The following is a 20,590-nucleotide window of genomic DNA, read 5'->3' as shown; positions in this document are numbered from 1 at the left end:
ATAAATTATGGCAATTAACACATTAGCAACCGCAACACTTTTCCAGAACACACTGGATAAGGTCGCCATCCAGGATGCCGTGACGGGCTGGATGGACGCCAACGCCGGCCAGGTCATTTACAATGGCGGCGCAGAAGTCAAGATTCCAAAAATGTCTGTACAGGGCATGGGGGACTATGACCGGGATAACGGTTATGTGCAGGGCGGGGTAACCCTCACCTACGAAACCAGGACCATGACACAGGACCGTGGCCGCAAGTTCCAGCTGGACCCCATGGATATCAACGAAAACAACTTTGTCACCACAGCCGCAGCGGTGATGGGTGAATTCCAGCGGATGCACGTGGTTCCGGAAATTGACGCCTACCGTATTTCCAAAATCGCATCTGAAACCATCACGGCGGACAAAGCGGGGATGATTGACTACGGATACACTCCCGGCGCAGCGAACACCTCCGCACTGAGAAAGGTAAAAGAAGGCATTAAGGCCGTCCGTGAAGCCGGTTATAATGGCCCGTTGGTGATTCATGCGACACCAGGTTTCATCCTGGAACTGGAGATTGAGCTGGCCGGAAAGATTATGGCCGTCACCTTTTCCAAGGGCGGTATTAATACCCAGGTGCCCTCCATTGACGGCGTACCGATTATCGCGACACCAGCCAACCGGATGTACTCTGCAATCACCATCAATGACGGCACCACCTCTGGACAGGAAGCGGGCGGCTACGCAAAGGGAACGAAAGCGCTGGATCTGAACTTTGTGATCCTGCCAACAGCGACTCCGATCGCCATTACCAAACAGGATATCATGCGTATCTTCGACCCGACCATCAATCAGAAGCTCAACGCCTGGCAGATGGACTACCGCCGTTTCCATGATATCTGGGTACTGGATAATAAACTGGACTCCATCTACCTGAGCATTAAAGACGCTAAGCCGTCCGTGTGATGGGGGGGATGAGCCATGAGACTGATTCGAAAGAACGTTGAGCGTGTCGCCGTTACAGAAGCTCAGATTGAAAAACTGAAAGCCCAGGGATTCCGGCCGATTGGCGGGGATGCCGCAGAGGCTGACCAGGCAGACGTAGACATCAACACAAAAACAGTGGCGGAATTAAAAGCCATTGCCAAAGAAAAAGAGATTGAAGGCTACTCAAGTCTGACGAAAGAGGAACTCCTGGCAGTCCTGAAAGGTGTGGTTTAGTTGACAGAGGCAGAAAAGATTAAGCTGCTGACAGGTGAGAGTGATGAAAATTTAATTACCGTCGTCCTGGAAGACGCAGAATCTTTTGTTCTCGGCTACACCAACCGGTCAAAACTGATTCCAGCATTGAAAAAGCCCGTGCGGGACTTGGCGGTGATCGCGCTGAACCGGATGGGCACAGAGGGTGAAACAGGCCGAAGTGAGGGCGGTGAGCGCTACAGCTTTGACACTGCCCCAAAGCATATATACGTTATTTTAAACCAATACCGTCTGGTCCGGGTGGGAGGAAAGGTCTATGAAAATCAAACGCAGTCGTCTGAAGACATACCATCACCGGCGTAAAAGCCTGAAAAAAGACAGCGAGGGCAATACCTACACCGATTATGGCGCGGCGACTTCTTTTACAGCCGAACTCTGGCCGGGCAGCGGCAAGCTACAGGCAGAGCTGTACGGTGAGCGCCTGTCCAATATCCGGAACCTGCGGCTTGAAGGCCCTTACACCATCACGGCGGATTCAAAAGATGTGGTGCACTATGTTTTTGAGGACGGACCGGATATTGTGGAAGGGGACGGCCTTTGCCTGGATGTTGGCCCGGACCGCCCGCCAGATTACAAAATTATCGCCGTGAAACCCTACAAAATTTTGCGGTTGGAGGCGGAAAAGATATGATTCTGGGGGCGTTAGAGCTTGAAAAGAAGCTGAGGACACTGTCTGAAATGGAGCTGCGGCAAGGCATTGAAAAAGGGATTTCCCTTGTCCAGGAGGACGCAAAGGCCAATTGCCCGGTGCACGACGGCGAACTGAGAGAAAGTATCTTTACAGCGGTAGAAAACAAAGACGGCAAGATTCGAGGGACCTGCTACACCAACAAACAATATGCGCCCTATGTCGAGTTCGGCACCGGCCCCAAAGGCCAGGCCGATCATGACGGCATCTCCCCGGATGTCGCAGTGTCCTACAGTCAAACCGGCTGGTGGATTCACGAAAGCCAGATCGGGCGGGATGTTGCTGAGCGTTATCGCTTTTTCCATATCGACACGGAAAACGGGCGCTTTTATAAGTGCTACGGCCAGGCGGCCCAGCCTTTTATGTACCCGGCGCTGAAGAACAATGAAGACGCCATTTTAGCGATCATCGCGCGATTTGCAAAGGAGCAGCTATGAAAAATGTAAAAGACCAGGTTTACGCGGCGCTGGATGCCGCTTTTGACAATGTGTCCGACCAGTACCCAAAGGACTGGGCGGACTTCCCAGTGATCCAGTACATTGAGGAAGACAACAAGGTTTATGAAAAAACCGACAAAGAAGATAAGGCGTATGTGCGCTATAAAGTAGATATCTGGCACAACCGGTCCACCTCTCCGGAGGCGATCAAAGTGGATAAAGCACTGGCGGCCCTTGGACTGGTCCGGACCTTGTGCCAGGATACCCCGGACCCATCGGGGCTAAAGCATAAAGTCATGCGCTATGAGGCCATCATCGACATGGAGAGTGACGATGTTTACTGGCCGAATTAAATGAAAAGGAGTGTGAAAACATGTTAGCAAACGGAGCAAAACTAGGCTTCAAGAAAAAGGGCGGCGCTACCTATACCGACCTGCCCGGCTTGAAAGAAATCCCGGAAATGGGCGTTGAACCTGAAAAGGTGGAAAACACTTGTCTGACGGATGCCAATAAGATGTATGAACAGGGCATCGGCGACCTTCCGGAAATGACCTATAAATTCAAATATGATAACACAAAAGCCGATTCGCCTTACCGAGTCATGCGTGAGGCGCAGGCCGCTGGGGAGGTGCTGAGCTTTCAGGAAACCCTGAAAGATGGCACGGCCACTGCCTACGATGCCCAGGTGTCGGTGAAACGCACAGGCGGCGGCGTGAACGGCGTCATCGAATTTGAGTTAACCATGATGGTGCAGAGCGATTTGAAATTTACCGACCCCACAAGCGGGGCAGGAAGTTAATAAAGGAGTAAGCAATGAGTGGTTTATACGGATTAGATAACGAAATGAACATTGAAGCATCAAATACTGGTTTTGAGGAAGTTAAACAGGAACCGGAAAAGCCAAAGCGGAAGCCCTTTCATTATTGGCGGGTAAGCGGCAAAGACTACAAGCTGAAGCTGACCACGGCCATGATCGGGAGGCTGGAAAGCAAATACCGCACCAACATGCTGACCCTGGTTTCAGATGGCGGTATCCCGCCACTTTCCATCATGTTGACCATTATCCAGGCAGCCATTGCGCCCTGGGAACACGGGATTGCTTATCAGGATGTCCAAAAGCTGTATGATCGATGGCTGGAGGAGGGCGGCAATCAGATGGAACTCTTTACCGAGGTACTCATGCCGACTCTGGCGGTTTCCGGTTTTTTTACCGAAAAACAGGCAGCGTCCATGATGGAAAACCTGAAAGATGTGGACGAGCTGCTGTAAGGACCCTGTCTGACCAGCTGTCAAAATTGTACACACTGGCCCTGGACTGCGGGATTTCACCGGCTGATTTCTGGAACGCCTCGCCCATGGAAATCTGTGATTTGATGGAAAGCCATCGCCGTATTGAACGGCAGCAGGCCAAACAGCGGATCAACCAGGATTTCATTATGGCAGAGGTCAACGCCCGCTATCTGGCCATGGCCATGGACGGAAAGGGTGAGATTCCGAAAGTATGGGAGTATTACCCTGAGCTGTACGCCGACGAAAAAACGCAGTATGAGACCCGAATGGCCGCAGATGCGATGGAAGATTACAAAGCGCGGCGCCTGGACTATGTCCGGGAATTTAACCGTCGAAGAAAAAAGCAGAAAGGAGGTGAACCCGAATGAGTGAAGTGCTTGAAAAGCTGCAGGTGGTCATTGAGGGCAGCACAGCCCAGTATAAAAAAGCGCTTAAAGAGGCGCTCTCTGAAACAGAGAAGACCACGAAAGCCATCAATCAGGCGACAGAAGCGGTCAAGAGCCCGTTAAAGGGCATCACAAGCGACCCGTCTCTTGGTAAGCTGAAGCAGGTACAAAACGTGCTGAAGCAGATTAAAGCCAGCATCGGCGATAAAATCAAGGACTTTCAAGTAGACTCAGGTATCAAAACATACACCGATGAATACAAGGCCCTTCAGGCCGACGTCGACCGGGCAGAAAAGGCGCTGGAACGCCTGAACCAGAAGCAGCGTGATTTAAAGGCAGAAGGCGCAGACCGACAGCTGTCTGAGAAATATCAGAAGCTGAGTGCTGCGGCCGAAAAAGCGGAGAAGACACTGGCTGCGCTTCAGGCCCGTCAAAAGGTCCTGGAAGCCTCAGGGAAAGGCGCTAAGCCAACAGAAGGATACGCAAGCCTTGCGAAGCAGATGGAAGCCGCTAAAAGCCGTCTGAGTGGCCTGGAGGATACCCAGAGCAACTGGAAATCCATGGGACTGCCTGACAGCGCAGTGCCGAAAAGCTTTCAGGCGGAAATGAAGGAAGCCGAGCAGGCGATCCGGCACCTTCAGGCGCGGATGGAAGCCCTTCAAAAGGAGGGTGGCGCGTTTAGCACGACTAAGGAGATGCAGAACCTCAGCAGCCGGATTCAGGAGGCCAGAGAAAAGCTAAGCCAGTATAATACAGAAATGAAGCGGATGCAGGCTTCTGGGAAGGACGTTGGCAGTAATGCCTGGAATAACCTTCAATCTGAGATCAGCCGGACCGAGCAGCGGATCAACAGCGCAACACGGTCTATGCAGCGCTTGAAAGCGAGTGGCGAGGGCCTCCAGTTTGCCGGACTTCGCAACGCAGCTTCCAATATTGTTGCAAAAATAGGCGGCATGAAAGCCGCTTTTGACCGGGTGACGCCATCAATTAAGCGGGCTGGCGGAGCCTTTGCCGCGCTCATTCAGCGGTTTATCACAGGCATTCCAGGCGTCCGGCGCCTGACAAGTGCCATGAACGGGATGGGGAGCAGCGGCCATCGTTTAGGCGGCATCCTCGGAACACTCGGCATGACCGCAAAGTTTATGCTTGCCAGCTTCCTGATCCGCGGTGCCCTTGAGGGGGCCAAACAGGGGATGCAGAACCTGGCACAGTACAGCAGCGCGACGAACGCCAGCCTCTCTATGCTGATGTCCAGCCTGACGCAGCTCAAAAACAGTCTGGCAACAGCCTTTGCACCGATCTTAAATGTGGTAGCCCCCATCTTAAATGTCCTGATTCAGAAAATTTCCCAGGCGGTCACGGCTGCCGGGATGCTGATTGCACGCTTAACGGGTCAAAGCACGTTCATCCGGGCGAAAAAAGTCCAACAGGATTACGCTGCGAGTTTAGATAAACAGACCAGCAGTGCCGATAAAGCCGATGCGGCAAATCGGAAGCTGCAACGGACCCTTTTAGGTTTTGATGAGATTAATAAGCTGGATGACCACAGCGACGCTGCCAGCAGCGCGGACACCCCGGGTTCCAGTGACATCGGCGGGATTTCGCCAGGCGATATGTTTGAAGAAGTTTCAATCCCGCAGCAAATTCAGGATTTTGCGCAAAAGATTAAAGATGCCTGGGCCGCCGCGGACTTTACCGAAATCGGCGCCACTGTTGGCAATAAGCTGAATGCAGCGCTCGCCAGCATTCCATGGAACCAGATCAAAGAGACGACCGCGCGCATTGCCAAAAGCATCGCCACCTTCTTGAACGGCTTTATCGAAGCGACCGACTGGCGTTTAGTTGGGGCAACCCTGGCAGAAGGCTTTAACACGGCCTTTATGTTTTTGGGGACGTTTGTCGAGAATTTTCATTGGGCTTCATTGGGACAAGCGATCGCCGACGGAATCAACGGCATCGCATCAACCGTCGACTGGGCTTATGTTGGGCAAACACTTTCCAATGGCGCAAAAGGGCTTTTGGAGATGTTAATTACAGCTGTCCAGCGGATTGACTGGTGGCAGCTTGGTGAATCGGTACGAACTTTTCTGATGAACATTGACTGGGCTGGAATTGTGAGAGGACTGTTTGAGTTGTTAGGCTCATTATTAGGCGGATTAGCAGCCTTTCTATTCGGACTGATCGGTGATGCTTTTTCTGGGATTGGTCCTTACTTTGAAGAAAAAATTGCAGAATGCGGCGGTAGTGTCGGATTAGGTTTTTTAAGAGGCATTACGGACGCAATTGGCAATATCCTTATTTGGATATGGGACAATATAGCGTGGCCTTTTCTTTCAGGTATTATGAGCGCCTTTGGCATTCACAGCCCTTCCACCGTAATGATGGAAATCGGCGGGAATCTTATTGCCGGCTTTTTTCAGGGAATCCTCGACAGCATTGGCTCCGTGCTCGCATGGTTTGCTGACCTGCCGAACAAAGTTCGGGAGGTGTTGGGGAACGCAAAAGAGTGGGTGTTTGAAAAAGGTAAAGACGTTGTTGAAGGTTTGAAAAACGGCTACGAGAGCGTCAAAGAAAGCCGCTTTTTATCGGGTTTACGGAACGCCAAAAATGAAGTCTTTAACGCGATTGGCGATATTGTGAATACCTGCCAGGAAAAAGGGATTGACATTGTCACCGCCATAAAGACCGGATATGAAAATCATAAAGATGAGATACGGTGGGCCGTGTCAGGCGTATCGGATTTGATTACCAGTGGTATTGGTAATTTATGGGATATTGGCAGAAGCGCCATTCGCTCTTTTGCGGATGGATTCTCTTCATTCCACATTCCAACGCCACGCATTGACTGGAACTGGCGTGACGTAAAACTCGGGAACCTGTCCATTCCGATTCCGGATTTTCACGTAGGATGGTATGCCAAAGGCGGATTCCCAGGTATGGGAGAAATGTTTATTGCCCGTGAAAATGGTCCGGAGCTGGTGGGACGAATGGGGAACCGAAATGTGGTTGCGAATAACAGCCAGATCGTCGAAGGGATCAAAGAAGGCGTTAAGGAAGCAGTGGTTGAGGCTGCCATGTTTTTTACAGGAAGTGGGCAAAACGACCTGCAGCCTGTCATTGAACTCACGATTATCGCGGATACAGAGACGCTTTATCGAACAGTGCGTCGCGGGGAAGAAAAAGCAGGCCGTCGTTATTCCGCTACGGTTAAGATTTAGGAGGAAGGCAATGGCAATGATTGAAGTGAATGGGGTCCCAGTCAAGGACCCCGCTGTTTTTGAATGGGGATTACAGGATGTTTCAAGTTCCGATGCCGGGCGTACGGAGGATACCCTCATGCATAAAAACCGGATCGCTCAAAAAAGAAAAATTAAACTCGCCTGGAATAATCCAACACCCGAAGAAACCGCAGCGATCCTCCAGGCTTTTAACGCAGAATATTTTTATGTGACCTATCCGGACGCTTTGAGTGGCCAGCGTGAACGCCGGGAATTTTACGCTGGCGACCGCTCCGCACCCATGCGCAACTGGGCAACCCGGTACAAACGCTATACACAAGTGGCGTTTGACATTATCGAGAGGTGATAAGCGATGATTCATACAAGTAATGCCTTTAAAGACGCGCTGCTTGAAAACAGCCATTGTGTGGCCAAAGCGACGATCCTTTTAAAAAACGGTGAAACCCTTCAAGTCGATCAAACCGATATTTTTCAGGAAGGTGTCAAGATTGATGATGGCACGAGCAGTACCAGCACTTTTGATGTTGGTGCTGCGGTCATCGGGAAGTTAACGCTATCCCTAAACAACATCAAGGATACCTTTTCAAATGTTGATTTTACTGATGCTGTGATTACTGTGTGGGTTGGAAAGTCCCTTGGAAATACAATGGAATGGCTTAAGAAGGGCGTCTATAACGCAGACGACCCGCAAGCCAGCGCCAGTATTTTATCCATTGAAGCCCTTGATAACATGGAGAAATTTGACCGTAACTATGATGGGAGCCTGACCTTTCCTGCAACGATGCAGTCGATTGTGCGGCACGCTTGTAACCAATGTGGTGTGATGCTTGGGACCAATACCTTTGATTTTGACACCTATGTTATCCAGAAAAACCCCTTTAAAAGTAACGAGCAGGTAACATGGCGGGAAATTTTATCCCACTGTGCGCAGATTGCGGGGTGCTATGCCCGGTGTAACACGGATGGGCAACTGGAACTGAAGTGGTATGACCAGACAGTTTTTGAAAGCAATGGTTTGGACGGTGGTTGTTTTGATAACGGTGCCCCGGGCTATCAAAGCGGTGACTGTGCAGACGGCGGAAACTTTGCAGATTATGCCAGCGGCAGTGCGGTTGATGGTGGGGAATTTGGTCAAAGCGCCTGGACGAACTGCCATCATATCTATGCGTTGTCGGGACTGGAGGTTGCCACCGACGATGTTGTGATTACCGGAATCCGGGTAACGGCTTCAGATGAGGTAAAGCGTGGCACCGAAACATTAAAAGGGGAAACGGTCCTTTATGGGCGTGCGGGCTATGTTCTGGAGATTACAGGCAACCCCTTGATTTGCTATGGTCAGGCGGAAACCGTCGCGGCGCATTTGGGCAAGAAAATGGTCGGCATGCGCTTTCGTAAGATGTCCGCCTCTTGTCTGGGTGATCCATCCATTGAAGCCGGAGATGCTGCGTATGTGACAGACCGTAAAGGAAATACGTATTCGTGCTATATTACCAATCTGACCTATACGATCGGCAGTTACGAGCGCATCTCAACCGACGCAGAAACGCCCAGCCGCAACACCTCAAAGCGCTATTCCGAAATCACGAAGGCCCTTGTTGAGGCCGACCGTAACACGGAAGCGAAACTTTCGGCATACGACCAATACGTCACGCAGATGAATCAACTGGCCATGAACGCCATGGGCTATTATCAAACGGTTGAAACCTTAGAGGACGGCAGCCGGATAACCTATATGCATGATAAACCCAAACTGGCTGAGAGTATGGTGGTTTATAAAATCACTGCCGATGGTTTTTTTATCTCCCAAGACGGTGGCAAGACCTACTCAGCAGGCATTGATAAAAACGCGAATGCGGTGGTTAATGTGCTCGCTGCGGTGGGGATCAATGCCGACTGGATTAATGCAGGCGAGCTGGTGGTCAGGGATAAACAGGGACGAGAAATGTTTTATGCGTCCATGGAAACCGGGGCTGTGCGCATCAATGCCGAGCGCTTGTCAATCGGAAGCAATCCGGTGGCAATGCCTGAACAAATAGAGATTGCCACCAGCTTTTACCTGCAAATGAATGACTATTTTGGGATTCCGACAAAAGCAGATGGAACTGGCGACTATACGGAGTGTGAAACAACGGTGAAGGCGATGTTTGGTTCCCAGAATGTGAGCGACGCAGCGGCGTATTCGGTTTTAGCCGATTCGTCAGTGACGGGCACTTGGGACGCATCGGCCCACAGATATAAAGTGACAAATTTAACAGGTGAAACCGGAAAAGTGACCTTTACGGTAACCTATCAAAACCGAAAAGCAACCGGCGTTTTTCAGGTTTCAAAAAATAAGGCGGGCGCCGACGGCGTCGTGTATGTTGTAACCCCAAGCGTCCAGACCGTCACGGTTACCGACAAAGGGCTAACACCCGGAAGTGTCACTTTTCGTTGTGCAAAACGCACCAATCTGGATGAAACGGTTCAGGCTGCCGCATGGTTATTGGAGAAAACAATGGACGGCATCACCTGGGAGGTCGTTGACTATGACCAGGAAGTCACTGGATATACGAAAACCTACACATTAGAGGACCAAACGTGGACAGGCATCCGCGTAACGGCGGCACCCTCATTTTGGCAAGGGGGTTTCCCCAGGCAAGGACTTTACGCCAGAACGATCGTTTCGATGATTAAGGATGCGACGGCTTTGACCCAAGAAGAGGTTTTTAATAAATTGACCAATAACGGTGAATGGCAAGGTCTGTACTCCGATAGTAGTGGCAACTTATATTTCAATGCATCATATATTAAAACTGGGATGTTAAGCGCGGATTTGATCCAAGGAGGCACGCTTCAAGCGGGAAATAAAAATAACGAAGCGGGTCAAATCTGGGTTTATAACGACTCGGGAGCTGTCGTTGCCACACTTGACAAGGATGGGCTCATCGCGTCAAAAGGAAAATTCAAAGAAGGCTGCGAATTTCTTGGAAAATTGGTTTCTGGCTACAGCACGATGGGACAGATTATGATTGAAGGCGGCACAATCTACGGCTATTTTGCCGGAAAGCAGCGTGGACTGATTGATTGTGCGGCATCCATCACCTATCAAGGCACCAATTACAGGGGATTCCAGATAAAAACAGAGTTTCTTGACATAAAAGCAGAGCGGTTAGCGACGATGGCCGGGCAGTCCGGCGTCAGCAATATGTGCGGCAGTGGATCGATGTCTGTCATCACAAATATTGTGGAGTTACAGGGAGCGCTTCGCTGGGAAAAATCAACATATTATTTTATAAACGGTCTGCTTTGTTCAGCGCTATAAGCCAGTGGGAGGAGAAAAATGTACAAGGCAGTAAAAGATAATGTGCAAATGTATTTGTCCGATCCAGAGAAACAGTCGGATCGGTTTTTGAGAGACGGCTGGCGCATCGTTTTTGAGGAAAGCCAAGGAAACGAGACGATCGTGGCCACACCAGATGAGGGGTGGTTTGGAGAAAAACCAAAGAAACAGGAGGGAGTGATTTACTTTGGAAGGCATTAATATCACGAAAATGGCTAATATGGATGCTGTTTACCACGAAATGGACAGCCGCCTGACCGAGATGAGCAGCCAATACGGACTGGATATCACGGACATTGAGGGGGTTGTGGCTCGACTGTCTCAAAATATCAAAGACGCCAAAAACAGGCTTTACGCTAGTGCCGTGCTTGAATTGGCTAAACCGTTAACCGAAACAAAAACCGGGACAAAAGAAGAGTTGCTGGAAGCGTTCAAAGCACAATCCGCTCAAACTGCTCAGAGCAAAACACAAGCAAGCCCGGCAAAGGAGGGAAGCTAAATGGCAATACAGATGCGCCGTGGCGCCGGTGCGGATTTTCGGCCAGAAAAGATGAAGCCCGGTGAGCTGGCGGTCACCATAGACGGTACAAGAAAAGTATATGCGGCGTTCGCTGCGGGAGATGTGAAAGAGCTCGCGTCGAAGGAAGATATTTGGCAGGAAGTGGAGGACGCAGAAAAGGCTCAAAAAGCAGCCGAAGCCGCACAAGCTGCGGCTGAAATCGCTGAATCGCAGGCAACGAAAGCTAAAAATGACGCGGTAATAGCCCAAACGGGAGCTGAAACCGCCGCTAAAAAAGCAGAAGCTTCTGAGATGGGTGCCGAAACGGCGCGCGAGGCTGCTGAAGCTGCTGAAAACGCGGCAGTCAAGGCAAAAAAAGAAGTCGAAAGCGATAAAAAACTGGTTGAGCAATTTAAAAATGCCGCTGAGTCAGCCGACGCAGCAGCCCAAAGAAGCGCCGAAACCGCAACCGCAAAAGCGACCGAAGCAACGAACAGTGCGAAAGCGGCAAAAGAGGGACAGGATGCCGCCGAAGCCAGTGCCACGACCGCCACAACAAAAGCCGGAGAAGCGGAAAAGCATGCGGACGAAGCCGAAGCGGCCGCCGCAAAAGCCGCCCAGGAAGCGGCAAAAGTCAAGACCTGGAAGCCGGATGTCACAACAGAAGGGGATTTGTCCTGGCAGGCCACACCAGATGAAACACCACCCAAAACGGTCAATATCACCGGACCACCCGGACCAAAAGGCGACCCTGGGCTTCCGGGCGTGGTGACAAAACTGGATCCCGGGTTGTTTGGACTTTATGTCAGTGAAGAGGGCCACCTAATTCTGGCCCACAATGATAACGAAACCGCCCCGCCGATCCGGATCGAGGATGGGCATTTGATCTATGAAGTGACCTAGGAGGTAAATAAAATGTCAGAAAACCAGACACAGTGTGCTCAAAACGCTGTGAATGCCATTAGCAGGCAAGAAACATGTGCGGACAAAGGCCTTGTGGGACCAACCGGCCCCATTGGACCAGTAACCAATAAGATAGCCGCTTGTGAAAAATGCGTGTGTCAGGAAGTTTGTCGACACCGCTTTGATTTTGTTCGCCTGCGTTACAAAGGCGCGAACATTGAATGTAAAAATTATTATGAGCATAAAGAATATTAGGAGGAAAAAATCATGGCAACCACGTTAGATTTAGGGAATGTTGTCGGACCAAAGGGTGAAAAAGGGAACGATGGGGCCACATGGCTTAATGGTGCAGCTGCACCGACAGCCGCCCAGGGAAAAGACGGCGACTTTTATATCAATACCGCCAATTACGACCTTTACATCAAAGTGTCCGGCACCTGGAATAAAACCGGAAACATCAAAGGGGCGACCGGGGCCAAGGGCGATCCGGGCGCCAAAGGAGACCCCGGCGCGAAAGGCGATCCCGGGGCAGCAGGAACGAACGGCGTCGATGGCGCCACTATCTTGTTTGGAAACGCGCCACCCACGACCCAAGGCAAGAACGGGGATGCTTTCCTGAACACCGCGAACTTTGATCTTTATACAAAGGCGTCAAACGCCTGGACAAAGGCCGGAAATATTAAAGGTGCCACGGGGGCCAAAGGTGACCCGGGCGAAAAAGGAAACCCGGGCGCCGATGGGGCGAAAGGCGAAAAAGGCGACCCTGGACCAGTACCGACCTTTTCGATCAATGCCAGCGGCCACCTGATCGCAACCTATGAATAAGGAGGAAAGACGATGGCAGTCACAACCGTAGATTTGGGAATGGTAAGAGGTGCTGATGGCGCTTCCATTCTTTTTGGAGAAGCAGCACCCACCACCCAGGGGAAAAAAGGCGATTTTTATATTAATACAACAACCTATGATGTGTACAGCAAAGCTACTGGAGCCTGGGTCAAAACAGGCAATATCAAAGGGGCGACCGGCCCACAGGGGGTTCCGGGAACCAATGGTAAAGACGGTGCGCCCGGGGCAAAAGGCGCCGATGGAAAAGCAGCAACGGTGAGCGTCGGAACCGTCACCACACTTCAACCCGGGCAGCCCGCCACAGTCAATAACAGCGGTACCGAAAACGCGGCGGTTCTCAATTTTGGGATTCCCCAGGGACAATCCGGTTCCGGCGGTACAACTGGCGGGTGTGCAGCCTTTAAAATAAAAAAAGGCTTCATTGCAGATGCCGATGGTGGGATTTTTCCTTTAGTAAATTATGTACAAAATCAAAGCGTCGCAACGCTTGCTGCCGATGGGTCGATTGATTTAGCAGGTCCAGGAGCCTACACTTTTGAATTTAATTCATTGTTAGAGCTTGAGTCAGAACCGAACACCGCGCTTGAGGTGGTTTGTAGTGTTACAGACGAAAATTATACTGATTTTGGAGATATCCCAGGCAGTAGAGTGAACGGCTCACAGGATGCGAGCAAATTTATATATGCTTTCACTGGAACAACTTGCTATCAGGTTGTTGCTTCGTATCTTCGAGTGACATTTTTTTTAGCAAGCGGAGTTAAAGGAACTGCACTACGGGACGGTTATTTAATTATAAATAAAATTTCAGATCAATATCCCAGCAGTTAATATTGCATTTATAAAATAGGAGAATAAACAATGGAAAACATGATAACAGTAAAAGGCCCGGTAATTGCGGGCATTGGAGCAGTCGGCGGTGTCATTGCCGGCTTTTTTGGTGGTTGGGACGCCGCGCTGATAACATTGCTTATTTTTATGGGTGTGGACTACATTACCGGCTTAATTGTGGCCGGAGTGTTTAAGAACAGCACGAAAACAGACAGCGGCGCATTGGGATCAAACGCGGCCTTTATGGGGCTGCTGAGAAAAGGAATGGTCCTTTTAGTGGTCCTGGTGGCGTGTCGGTTAGACATTATGATCGGCACAAACTTCGTCCGGGACGCGGTGGTCATTGCGTACTGCGTGAATGAAATGTTGAGCATTGTGGAAAATATGGGCTTGATGGGTGTTCCGATTCCAGAAGCCATCACAAAGGCCATTGAGATTTTAAAAAAGAAGTCTGAAACAGAAGATAAAAATGGAGGTAAGGAATAATGTTAAACGGTATTGATATCAGTGCATGGCAAAGAGGCATTGACACCGCAGCGGTGCCATCCGATTTTGTGATCATTAAGGCAACCCAGGGGCTTGACTACATCAACGACGACTGTGACCGGGCGTACCAGCAGGCTAAAGCGGCCGGAAAGAAGCTGGGCGTGTACCACTTCGCGGACGGGAACAGCTCCGGGGTGGCCGAGGCGGATTATTTCGTGGATAATATCCAAGGCTATATTGGGGAAGCCATTCTGGTTTTGGACTGGGAAACCGATGCCGTCAACTGCGGCCCCGGCTATGCCAAGGCGTTTCTGGACAGAGTGCAGGCCCGCACCGGCATTAAGCCCATGATTTACATGTCCGGCTCCGTGGTCGACGAATGGGATTGGAGCGCGGTCATGGCCGGGGATTATGGCTTATGGGTGGCTTATTACAGCGCCGATACCTGTGATGGCTACTGGCCGGACGCGCCTATGTATCCGATCCATTATTGGAGCGATGCGGCCATGCTTCAGTACACTTCTGGTGGCCGTTTAGCGGGCTGGGGTGACCGATTGGACTTAAACGTCTTTTATGGCGATCACGCTGCCTGGGACGCTTACGCGGGCGGTGGAACCGGCGTAACGCCGCAGCCACAGCCAACCCCAAGCAGCCCAAGAACCGCCCCCTGGGGCGTGGATACCATTCAGTATTGGATGAATATCTGCAATTATAACCCCGGCGCCCCGATCGACAACCTTGATGGACCAGAAACAAAGCTTGGCGTCATGAACGGGCAGCGTGCTTATGGGGTCCCGGTCGACGGTTTCTTTGGCGATCAGACCCAGGCTCCGGCGGAAGATCAGATTCTGGCCTACGAAAAACGTTTGGCGGAGCTGGGCTTCTATCATGGCGAGTTCGACAGTATCCCAGGACCACAGTTGTTCCAGGCCGTTATGGACTTCCAGGCCAGTAGAGGATTAACAGTGGATGGGATTGTCGGAGAACAGACCTTTTCGCTGCTGTTTGGATGATTAAATTATTCTTTAAAACTGTTTTAAAGAATTGCGTTATACAATAAAAAACGAGAAGTGATCGGAGTTTTTCATCCTTTTCTTTTCTTTAAATTAGGCCGTCCTTCGGGGCGGCTGTTTTGTTATAATCTTTGGAATGTGGGTATGTATCAATAAAAATTCATATTTTACTGTAGCAATCTTCTATGGAGTGTTATATAATTAATAGCACAGTAACCGTAGGAGGTATGTAATGGCAGGTTGGGATGATATTTTGAGAGAATTAAACGAAACAATGTCGCAAAGTGACTATATTCGTCGGAAATATCTTAAACTTTTGTCAAGGTATACTGGGAGAAACACTATAGCGTATTATTCTGCGTTTCTATCAAGGGGAAATAGTAATATCGGAAATCTAGATATTAATGATCTAGATATGACAGGATTTATGAATTCTTTAAAAGGTATGGATTGTTCAAAGGGGTTGGATCTTATATTACATACACCTGGGGGATCACCAGCTGCGGCAGAAGCAATTATTAGTTATTTAAGAAGTAAATTTAATTCGGATATAAGAGTTATTGTACCTCAATTAGCTATGTCTGCTGGGACTATGATGGCTTGTGCGGCAAAAGAAATTATTATGGGAAAGCAGTCAAGCTTAGGCCCTATTGATCCCCAATTCAATGGAATCCCCGCTTATAATATCCAAATGGAGTTTGAGGAAGCGAAAGAAGATCTTGCTGAAAATCCCCAAAACACTCAGTATTGGGCTATTAAATTACAACAGTATCCAGCGGCTTTTTTGAAAACTGCCATTGATGCAATTGAATTATCGAGCAAATTAGTGGAAGATTGGTTGGGCTCTTGTATGTTTGATCAAGAAAAACCCGAAGATAGAAAAACGATTGCAACGATAGTAGGTAAATTAAATGAGCATGTCGATTCAAAATTGCATGGCCGGCATTTTAATATGGAATTTTGTAAAAAAATTGGCCTTAAGGTAACCGCTTTAGAAGACGATAGTCAATTGCAAGATGCTGTTTTAAGTGTACATCACGCATACATGCTATCAATTGGAAGCTCTGATGTGGTAAAAATAATAGAGTCACAAAACGATAAAGCTGTTATTAACCATGCTTAATGGCAAGATAAATATAACGATTTAACGAAAGATTCTAGGAGGAAAACATGAGAAACAGTAAAAACGGTGAAGTGGAGAAATTGTATCGCGTTCTTGGTATCGAAAATACAAATAGGACGATAAGAAATACGATTAATTTGGGAACATTGAATAATGAATTGAATTCTAATTTTTCGTCATTTGGTAATAAGCTAAACGGAAGTTGGAATAATACGGTTGTCACATTTAACAAATGAGCGTAGATCCCCTTGCCGAGGCGAGGGGATTTTTTATTTTTTCATGTTTAAAATATTATTACCTGGGTATAATTAATCTCGAACACACATACCTCTTACTTTTTAAAATACAAATTACTCTCCCCATTAACTTTTCCTTTTTTAGAGTTCCCGGTCTTTTGGATCGGGAGTTTTTTGTTTTTTTAAATTTATGTGCGGTTAAGACAGTAAGATTCTGGGTATTGTATAATTGAAATCCATATAAAACGGAGGTGCTAAAATGTGTACGGCAGCGACATACACAACAAAAGATCATTATTTTGGTCGTAATCTTGATTTGGAATTCTCCTATAATGAAACGGTAACAGTAACACCACGAAATTATCCGTTTCAGTTCAGAAAGGTAAAAGCACTGGAATCTCATTATGCTATGATTGGTACGGCCTTCGTTGTGGATAATTATCCGCTGTATTATGATGCCACCAACGAAAAGGGACTAAGCATGGCAGGATTGAATTTTCCAGAAAATGCGGACTATAAACAAGAAGCAGAGGGAAAAGATAATGTAACCCCATTCGAGTTTATTCCCTGGATTTTAGGGCAGTGCTCTACCATTAAAGAGGTAAAAGAACTCCTTGGTAGGATCAATCTTATCAATATCAATTTTAGTGAAAAATTACCGCTTTCACCCTTGCACTGGATGATATCGGACCGGAACGAATCGATAACTGTGGAATCTGTAAAAGAAGGGATGAAAATATATGATAACCCTGTAGGAATTTTAACCAATAACCCAACTTTTGATATTCAGATCTTCAACCTAAATAATTATGTGAATGCCACCAGAGAAATACCCGAAAATCGTTTTTCAAGTGCAATAGCTTTAGATGTTTATAGCCGTGGTATGGGGGGGATTGGGATTCCTGGAGACCTTTCTTCATCCTCTCGTTTTGTAAAAGCAGTATTTACTAAACTAAATTCCGTCTCTGGAACTTCTGAATCTGAAAGCATTAGTCAGTTTTTTCACATACTTGGTTCAGTCAATCAAGAACGCGGATGTGTTCGTTTAGCTGAAGATACGTATGAAATAACTATTTATAGCTCTTGTTGCAATGTTGATAAGGGAGTCTATTACTATAAAACTTACGAAAATAGCCAAATAACAGGCGTAGACATGCATAATGAAAACCTCGACAGTCAAAGTATTGTCTCTTATCCATTAATTAAAGAGCAACAGATAAAAATACAAAACTAAAAACCGTATCAACATAAATTTTTCATGGTGTATTTTAGCCCCTAGTCGAATCGGGGGCTTTTATTGTTTTGGTGTTTTCTTGTATGGATGATAATAATGAAAATCGCACAAGAGTACAAAGGTTACTATTTGGATGTGTTCTACAAGAATGGGGTTGTGAATGGCATTATCCAGCAAACGCAGGATCGACTCCAGGGGTTGACGGTTGAGGAAGTTGTACGGGAATTTAAGAAGAAAGTAAATTTGATCAACTAGGGCACGTTTTGAACGTGTCTTTTTTATTGCGAATAGTAACGTCTTTCAGGACGCCCGGCTGGCTTTTCTTGAGGGAATACAGGCCTATGACGAGACCGCCGGAGCGGGTTTCGCGGCCTTTATCAAGCCCTACGTGTACCAGAAAGGGCAGAACCGCCGCCGCAAGTGCCTGCGCCGCCTGACGCGTGATGTGCCGGCAGATGCCAGAGCGGGCGATGGGGACGGCGAATCCCTGATCAGCCTGTTGGAAGCCCCCGACGCCGATATTGAGAGCGGCTATATCCATAAAGAGGAGCTTGAGTGCCTGAGCGCAGCGCTCAGGGAGCTGACCCCGGAGGAGCGGGCGCTTTTAACAGCGGTCTACGGGCAGAGCCAGTCCATCAGGAGAGCCTCCCAGAGTCTGGGGATTGGCTACAGCACCCTCCAGTACCGCCACAGCTGTATTCTTAAAAAGCTGAGGGGCCAGCTGTAAAAAATATAAAAGGCTTTGGTCAAAACAGTACCCAGAGACAATTTACAGGTATAAGGCAAAAACAGCGGCAGACACGCCAGAAAACAAGAGGAGGTGCGCCATGACCGGTCACTAGCGAAGCAGAAAAGATTAATAAAAGACCACCGTTTTATAAAAGGCAGCGCTGCCGCGAAAGCCTTAAAAAATAAATTGGAGGTTAAAAAATGGCATATGAGCGCGTAAAACTGAAAAATCAATTGCAGCTTATTCTGAATTACGGGGAGTTTGAGGGAAAAATTAAGAAGAAAACAAAGAGTTATCCCGACCTCGGCCTTGATGAGGCCATCGTCACCCCAGAGGCAGTGGTGCTTACCGGAAAGGCCATCGGTAAGCTGATAACACCCATTGTGACAGACAGCAACAACATTATGACTTACCAGAACATCGAAAGAGCATAAAGGAGGAAATGTAAATGGAGACAACAAGTACCAAAACACTGGAATTGGATTTTCTGACAAAGAACGGCGACAGCATGACCCTGAGCCTTCCAGACTATCTGGACGATCTGACTCAGGAGCAGATTGAGGCCTCGGCCCAAACGATTGTTGATCAGAATATTTTCCAGCCCTCAGGCGTGGGGCTGGAAAAGCTGGCCGGGTACCAGTATGTGGACAAAACCGTGCGCAAGGTGGAATTATAAAAGTGCCGAAGCGCGGTAGGCCAGGGCGCTTTAAAAAGCCCCTGGCCTTTTGCCTGGCAGCGGTCTGGTCTGTTACAGGGCTGGTTTTTACAGCCAGCATAAACGTGCCGGAAAAAGCCCAGGATGGGGTACAGCCCCCAGAAGCGGCGGAAACAGCAGAGGCGGCGCCTGTGGCAAAGCCGGAAAACCCTGTGAATACAGAGACTGCGCCGGAGGAGCGGCTTGTCATTGAGCATCCCCTGCCGCCTGATCCCATTATAACAGACGGCCCCTGGGCCTCTGCCCACTTTCTGATGGAGGAGTATGCCTGCGACTGTGACGGCTACTGCGACGGCTGGCCAGCCCCCATGGCGCCGGAGCTGCTGGAAAAGGTGGAAGCCCTGCGCTGCGCCCTCGGCCAGCCTGTGATCATCACCTCCGGTGTGCGCTGTGAGGCGCGCAACGCCGAAGTGGGCGGTATCCCCAATTCCTGGCACCGCTTTGGCCACGCCGCCGATCTGTACTGCCCCGGCGTGCCCTACACCGAGGTTGCCCGTGTCGCAAGGACCCTGGGCCTCGGCGTGATCGAGTATCCGGGACAGGCGTTCGACCATGTGGAGATATGGAATTAAAAAGACCCAAGGCATTAATGTCTTGGGTCTTTTTAAGTTTAAGCATTATCTTCGGAGAGATCACGGTCACGCAATGCTTCTTGATTCAAAGCTTTATTTTGAGCCAGAATATTTTCACAAAAGTCTTTTAGTTCAGGTATATTGTAATTTATTGTATTCCAAATAGTAAGGACGTCAATGTTTCCGTAGTCATGAGCAAAAATGTTACGGATACCCCGGATCTGTTTCCAGGGGATGTCTGAATATAGGTTTTTAAAATCATCTGTTAAATATTTACTGAGCTCTCCGATTTGGAGAATACACATGCAAGCGGCATTCTGATATATTTTATCTGCCTGAAAGCTCTCAAAATTATTGCCAAAGCGTTGAATTGTTTCGTCAATCTGGTAGCAGTAATTTAAAATATGATCAATAATGTCGATATTTCTATTTTTTATGTTCATAGATTAATACCTGGTCTTTTGAAATTTCGTTTTTTACATTTTCATACAGTCCGCCTTCTGTTACAACATCGACAGAAACACCAAGCCGGTTTTTTAAATCCAGGCGGAGACCGGAGAGCTCAAAAAGACCGATTTTTGTGCCTTGAATATCGACCTTTAAATCAATGTCACTATCTGCTTTTTCTTCACCTCGTGCATAAGAGCCAAAAAGATATACCCGGGGAATTCCGTATTTTTGGGCAATCGGCGCCACTTCTTTTTGAATTTTTTCAATGTTCAGCATGATACTCTCCTTTCAAAAATGCATTGTTATACGTGCGTATATTATTATTGTAACGTATTTTGATTAAAAATACTATA

Annotated in this window: 30 protein-coding genes; 28 read left to right on the top strand and 2 right to left on the bottom strand. The window is 48.5% G+C overall.

Going from position 1 to position 20,590, the window contains the following annotated elements; all coding sequences use genetic code 11:
• The first annotated feature begins 7 nt into the window (after positions 1–7).
• The 28 genes from CPZ25_RS11485 (at position 8) to CPZ25_RS11355 (ending at position 19,787) form a co-directional block, all read left to right on the top strand.
• Positions 8–949 (top strand): hypothetical protein, encoded by a 942-nt coding sequence (locus CPZ25_RS11485; RefSeq protein ID WP_073383707.1) that lies wholly within the window; start codon positions 8–10, stop codon positions 947–949.
• A 15-nt stretch (positions 950–964) separates the two neighbouring features.
• The gene (locus CPZ25_RS11480) at positions 965–1,204 is read left to right on the top strand and encodes a Rho termination factor N-terminal domain-containing protein (RefSeq protein WP_073383704.1); all 240 of its coding nucleotides are present in this window, start codon (positions 965–967) and stop codon (positions 1,202–1,204) included.
• Positions 1,205–1,546, top strand: a complete 342-nt coding sequence (locus tag CPZ25_RS11475) for a phage head-tail connector protein (protein ID WP_073383702.1) — start codon at positions 1,205–1,207, stop codon at positions 1,544–1,546.
• Entirely contained in the window at positions 1,500–1,874 is a 375-nt protein-coding gene (locus tag CPZ25_RS11470; protein WP_073383699.1) for a hypothetical protein, read from the top strand. Before CPZ25_RS11475 ends, CPZ25_RS11470 begins: the two co-directional genes overlap by 47 nt.
• On the top strand, positions 1,871–2,368 hold the full coding sequence (locus CPZ25_RS11465) for an HK97-gp10 family putative phage morphogenesis protein (RefSeq protein ID WP_090413859.1): 498 nt from the start codon (positions 1,871–1,873) through the stop codon (positions 2,366–2,368). Before CPZ25_RS11470 ends, CPZ25_RS11465 begins: the two co-directional genes overlap by 4 nt.
• Complete coding sequence (locus CPZ25_RS11460) at positions 2,365–2,721, top strand: hypothetical protein (RefSeq protein ID WP_073383695.1); 357 nt, start codon at positions 2,365–2,367, stop codon at positions 2,719–2,721. Before CPZ25_RS11465 ends, CPZ25_RS11460 begins: the two co-directional genes overlap by 4 nt.
• 20 nt (positions 2,722–2,741) lie before the next feature.
• Entirely contained in the window at positions 2,742–3,167 is a 426-nt protein-coding gene (locus tag CPZ25_RS11455; RefSeq protein WP_073383693.1) for a phage tail tube protein, read from the top strand.
• A 14-nt stretch (positions 3,168–3,181) separates the two neighbouring features.
• Positions 3,182–3,637 carry a DUF6096 family protein gene (locus tag CPZ25_RS11450; RefSeq protein ID WP_083591203.1) on the top strand — a complete coding sequence of 152 codons (456 nt, stop codon included), beginning with the start codon at positions 3,182–3,184 and terminating at the stop codon, positions 3,635–3,637.
• A gap of 26 nt (positions 3,638–3,663) precedes the next feature.
• A complete protein-coding gene (locus tag CPZ25_RS11445) occupies positions 3,664–4,026 on the top strand; it encodes a hypothetical protein (RefSeq protein WP_073383690.1) in 363 nt (120 codons plus the stop codon).
• On the top strand, positions 4,023–7,262 hold the full coding sequence (locus CPZ25_RS11440) for a coiled-coil domain-containing protein (protein WP_096920475.1): 3,240 nt from the start codon (positions 4,023–4,025) through the stop codon (positions 7,260–7,262). Before CPZ25_RS11445 ends, CPZ25_RS11440 begins: the two co-directional genes overlap by 4 nt.
• 10 nt (positions 7,263–7,272) lie before the next feature.
• Positions 7,273–7,629 (top strand): DUF6711 family protein, encoded by a 357-nt coding sequence (locus tag CPZ25_RS11435; RefSeq protein ID WP_096920474.1) that lies wholly within the window; start codon positions 7,273–7,275, stop codon positions 7,627–7,629.
• A 6-nt stretch (positions 7,630–7,635) separates the two neighbouring features.
• Entirely contained in the window at positions 7,636–10,584 is a 2,949-nt protein-coding gene (locus tag CPZ25_RS11430) for a hypothetical protein (protein ID WP_096920473.1), read from the top strand.
• 18 nt (positions 10,585–10,602) lie between these two features.
• On the top strand, positions 10,603–10,803 hold the full coding sequence (locus CPZ25_RS11425; protein WP_073383680.1) for a hypothetical protein: 201 nt from the start codon (positions 10,603–10,605) through the stop codon (positions 10,801–10,803).
• The gene (locus CPZ25_RS11420) at positions 10,790–11,101 is read left to right on the top strand and encodes a hypothetical protein (protein ID WP_073383677.1); all 312 of its coding nucleotides are present in this window, start codon (positions 10,790–10,792) and stop codon (positions 11,099–11,101) included. The genes CPZ25_RS11425 and CPZ25_RS11420 overlap by 14 nt, the downstream gene beginning before the upstream one ends.
• Positions 11,102–12,004, top strand: a complete 903-nt coding sequence (locus CPZ25_RS11415) for a hypothetical protein (protein ID WP_096920472.1) — start codon at positions 11,102–11,104, stop codon at positions 12,002–12,004.
• Positions 12,005–12,016: 12 nt separating this feature from the next.
• On the top strand, positions 12,017–12,259 hold the full coding sequence (locus tag CPZ25_RS11410) for a hypothetical protein (protein ID WP_096920471.1): 243 nt from the start codon (positions 12,017–12,019) through the stop codon (positions 12,257–12,259).
• A gap of 12 nt (positions 12,260–12,271) precedes the next feature.
• Entirely contained in the window at positions 12,272–12,829 is a 558-nt protein-coding gene (locus CPZ25_RS11405) for a collagen-like protein (RefSeq protein WP_096920470.1), read from the top strand.
• Between the two features lie 12 nt (positions 12,830–12,841).
• Positions 12,842–13,678: a hypothetical protein gene (locus tag CPZ25_RS11400; protein WP_096920469.1), complete on the top strand. Its 837-nt coding sequence runs from the start codon at positions 12,842–12,844 to the stop codon at positions 13,676–13,678.
• Positions 13,679–13,708: 30 nt separating this feature from the next.
• The gene (locus CPZ25_RS11395) at positions 13,709–14,164 is read left to right on the top strand and encodes a phage holin family protein (RefSeq protein ID WP_337926996.1); all 456 of its coding nucleotides are present in this window, start codon (positions 13,709–13,711) and stop codon (positions 14,162–14,164) included.
• A complete protein-coding gene (locus tag CPZ25_RS11390; protein WP_096920468.1) occupies positions 14,164–15,177 on the top strand; it encodes a GH25 family lysozyme in 1,014 nt (337 codons plus the stop codon). The genes CPZ25_RS11395 and CPZ25_RS11390 overlap by 1 nt, the downstream gene beginning before the upstream one ends.
• 232 nt (positions 15,178–15,409) lie before the next feature.
• The gene (locus tag CPZ25_RS11385; protein WP_096919949.1) at positions 15,410–16,300 is read left to right on the top strand and encodes an SDH family Clp fold serine proteinase; all 891 of its coding nucleotides are present in this window, start codon (positions 15,410–15,412) and stop codon (positions 16,298–16,300) included.
• A 47-nt stretch (positions 16,301–16,347) separates the two neighbouring features.
• Entirely contained in the window at positions 16,348–16,536 is a 189-nt protein-coding gene (locus CPZ25_RS11380; protein ID WP_096919950.1) for a hypothetical protein, read from the top strand.
• A 259-nt stretch (positions 16,537–16,795) separates the two neighbouring features.
• Entirely contained in the window at positions 16,796–17,770 is a 975-nt protein-coding gene (gene bsh, locus CPZ25_RS11375; RefSeq protein ID WP_073383364.1) for a choloylglycine hydrolase, read from the top strand.
• Positions 17,771–17,866: 96 nt separating this feature from the next.
• Positions 17,867–18,025 (top strand): hypothetical protein, encoded by a 159-nt coding sequence (locus CPZ25_RS20470; protein ID WP_167495217.1) that lies wholly within the window; start codon positions 17,867–17,869, stop codon positions 18,023–18,025.
• Between the two features lie 133 nt (positions 18,026–18,158).
• Positions 18,159–18,497 carry a sigma-70 family RNA polymerase sigma factor gene (locus CPZ25_RS11370; RefSeq protein WP_207670821.1) on the top strand — a complete coding sequence of 113 codons (339 nt, stop codon included), beginning with the start codon at positions 18,159–18,161 and terminating at the stop codon, positions 18,495–18,497.
• A gap of 203 nt (positions 18,498–18,700) precedes the next feature.
• The gene (locus CPZ25_RS11365; protein ID WP_074617766.1) at positions 18,701–18,934 is read left to right on the top strand and encodes a DUF1659 domain-containing protein; all 234 of its coding nucleotides are present in this window, start codon (positions 18,701–18,703) and stop codon (positions 18,932–18,934) included.
• Between the two features lie 14 nt (positions 18,935–18,948).
• The gene (locus CPZ25_RS11360; RefSeq protein WP_058693262.1) at positions 18,949–19,176 is read left to right on the top strand and encodes a DUF2922 domain-containing protein; all 228 of its coding nucleotides are present in this window, start codon (positions 18,949–18,951) and stop codon (positions 19,174–19,176) included.
• Positions 19,177–19,256: 80 nt separating this feature from the next.
• Positions 19,257–19,787: a YcbK family protein gene (locus CPZ25_RS11355; RefSeq protein WP_423245035.1), complete on the top strand. Its 531-nt coding sequence runs from the start codon at positions 19,257–19,259 to the stop codon at positions 19,785–19,787.
• Between the two features lie 38 nt (positions 19,788–19,825).
• Here the strand turns inward: CPZ25_RS11355 and CPZ25_RS11350 are convergent, their stop codons facing one another.
• Together CPZ25_RS11350 and CPZ25_RS11345 are read right to left on the bottom strand one after the other, a co-directional pair.
• Entirely contained in the window at positions 19,826–20,230 is a 405-nt protein-coding gene (locus tag CPZ25_RS11350; protein ID WP_074617769.1) for a HepT-like ribonuclease domain-containing protein, read from the bottom strand.
• Positions 20,214–20,513, bottom strand: a complete 300-nt coding sequence (locus CPZ25_RS11345; RefSeq protein ID WP_074617770.1) for a nucleotidyltransferase family protein — start codon at positions 20,511–20,513, stop codon at positions 20,214–20,216. Before CPZ25_RS11345 ends, CPZ25_RS11350 begins: the two co-directional genes overlap by 17 nt.
• Between the last annotated feature and the right edge of the window lie 77 nt (positions 20,514–20,590).

Origin of the sequence: Eubacterium maltosivorans (genome assembly GCF_002441855.2) — a bacterium.
Taxonomy (GTDB): domain Bacteria; phylum Bacillota; class Clostridia; order Eubacteriales; family Eubacteriaceae; genus Eubacterium; species Eubacterium maltosivorans.
The sequence above is the reverse complement of the archived record's forward strand: the minus strand, read 5'-3'. Positions and strand labels throughout refer to the sequence as shown.